Source organism: Stenotrophomonas sp. P5_B8 (assembly GCF_054049855.1).
Map to the genome: position 1 here is coordinate 1 of NZ_JBFULO010000730.1, position 1,082 is coordinate 1,082.

General features: G+C 56.9%; 5 tRNA genes and 1 pseudogene. 5 read left to right on the forward strand and 1 reads right to left on the reverse strand.

Annotated elements, in window-relative coordinates:
- A pseudogene (locus ACXJKH_RS21055) lies at positions 1–139 on the reverse strand (Bax inhibitor-1/YccA family protein); the annotation flags it as partial.
- Positions 140–314: 175 nt separating this feature from the next.
- On the opposite strand from ACXJKH_RS21055, the gene ACXJKH_RS21060 reads away from it, so the two are divergent.
- The 5 genes from ACXJKH_RS21060 to ACXJKH_RS21080 all read left to right on the forward strand — a co-directional run bounded on the left by ACXJKH_RS21060 (position 315) and on the right by ACXJKH_RS21080 (position 1,078).
- A tRNA-Pro gene (locus ACXJKH_RS21060) sits at positions 315–391 on the forward strand.
- Positions 392–433: 42 nt separating this feature from the next.
- Positions 434–510 (forward strand) — tRNA-Arg (locus ACXJKH_RS21065).
- A 35-nt stretch (positions 511–545) separates the two neighbouring features.
- Positions 546–622 (forward strand) — tRNA-His (locus ACXJKH_RS21070).
- A gap of 80 nt (positions 623–702) precedes the next feature.
- Positions 703–778, forward strand: a tRNA-Lys gene (locus ACXJKH_RS21075).
- A gap of 224 nt (positions 779–1,002) precedes the next feature.
- A tRNA-Lys gene (locus ACXJKH_RS21080) sits at positions 1,003–1,078 on the forward strand.
- The last annotated feature ends 4 nt before the right edge of the window (positions 1,079–1,082 follow it).

Below are 1,082 nucleotides of genomic sequence, written 5' to 3' on the forward strand. Positions count from 1 at the left end.
GCACGGTCAACAGGAGCAGCAGGCCGGTCTTGTTGACGGTGCCGTTGATGGTCATTGCCTGGTCGGGCGAGGTCACTACCGAGCCGCTGGCAAGATCCAGGAACGTCGATTCGGAAAGTGCGGGATTGCCGCTGCGCATTGCCAATCTCCTTGAAGGGGTAGGGTTCCGGCCATCCGACCGCTGCGGCGAGCATAGCCGATACGCAGCGGTCGGGACGCGACGTGTACGACAACGTGAAATAAGCGTTGACAGATGCTGCGCAGATTCCCACAATAGCCGACTCTTTCGGGGGGAACCTCGAGGGATTTACCACCGGGGTATAGCGCAGTCTGGTAGCGCGCCTGCTTTGGGAGCAGGATGTCGGGGGTTCGAATCCCTCTACCCCGACCAAGCCTGCTCAAAACAGGATTGAAATGCGATAATCCAGCCAGGGCGCCCGTAGCTCAACTGGATAGAGCACCGGCCTTCTAAGCCGGCGGTTACAGGTTCGATTCCTGTCGGGCGCACCATCGGGTGCATGCGTCAGGAAGCAAAGTTTTCAGTGGTGGCTGTAGCTCAGTTGGTTAGAGTYCMGGATTGTGATTCCKGTKGTCGKGGGTTCGAGTCCCMTCAGCCACCCCACTGATTCAAACTGGTTCACCGAAAGTGAATCAGAGTTGCAAAAGGCAGCACACACGCTACAATGTGCGCCTGAGTTTTCAGGGCTGTTAGCTCAGTTGGTAGAGCAGTTGACTCTTAATCAATAGGTCCAAGGTTCGAATCCTTGACAGCCCACCAAGACAGAAGCCGCCTGGTCCGCCAGGCGGCTTTTTTCTTGCCTGCGATTCCGCAAGCACCGGTAGTGCCGAGCCATGCTCGGCAGCCACGTAAAAACGAGCAGGATCGCAGCTCTGCCGGCCGGGCAGAGCCCGGCTCTGCCACGGGGCGGTGTTTCTCATTCGTTTAGAAAAAGTGCTTGCATCCCCGGTGGGAAATCCAGCATAATTCGCCTCCCGATTTTCGGGCTGTTAGCTCAGTTGGTAGAGCAGTTGACTCTTAATCAATAGGTCCAAGGTTCGAATCCTTGACAGCCCACCAAGAC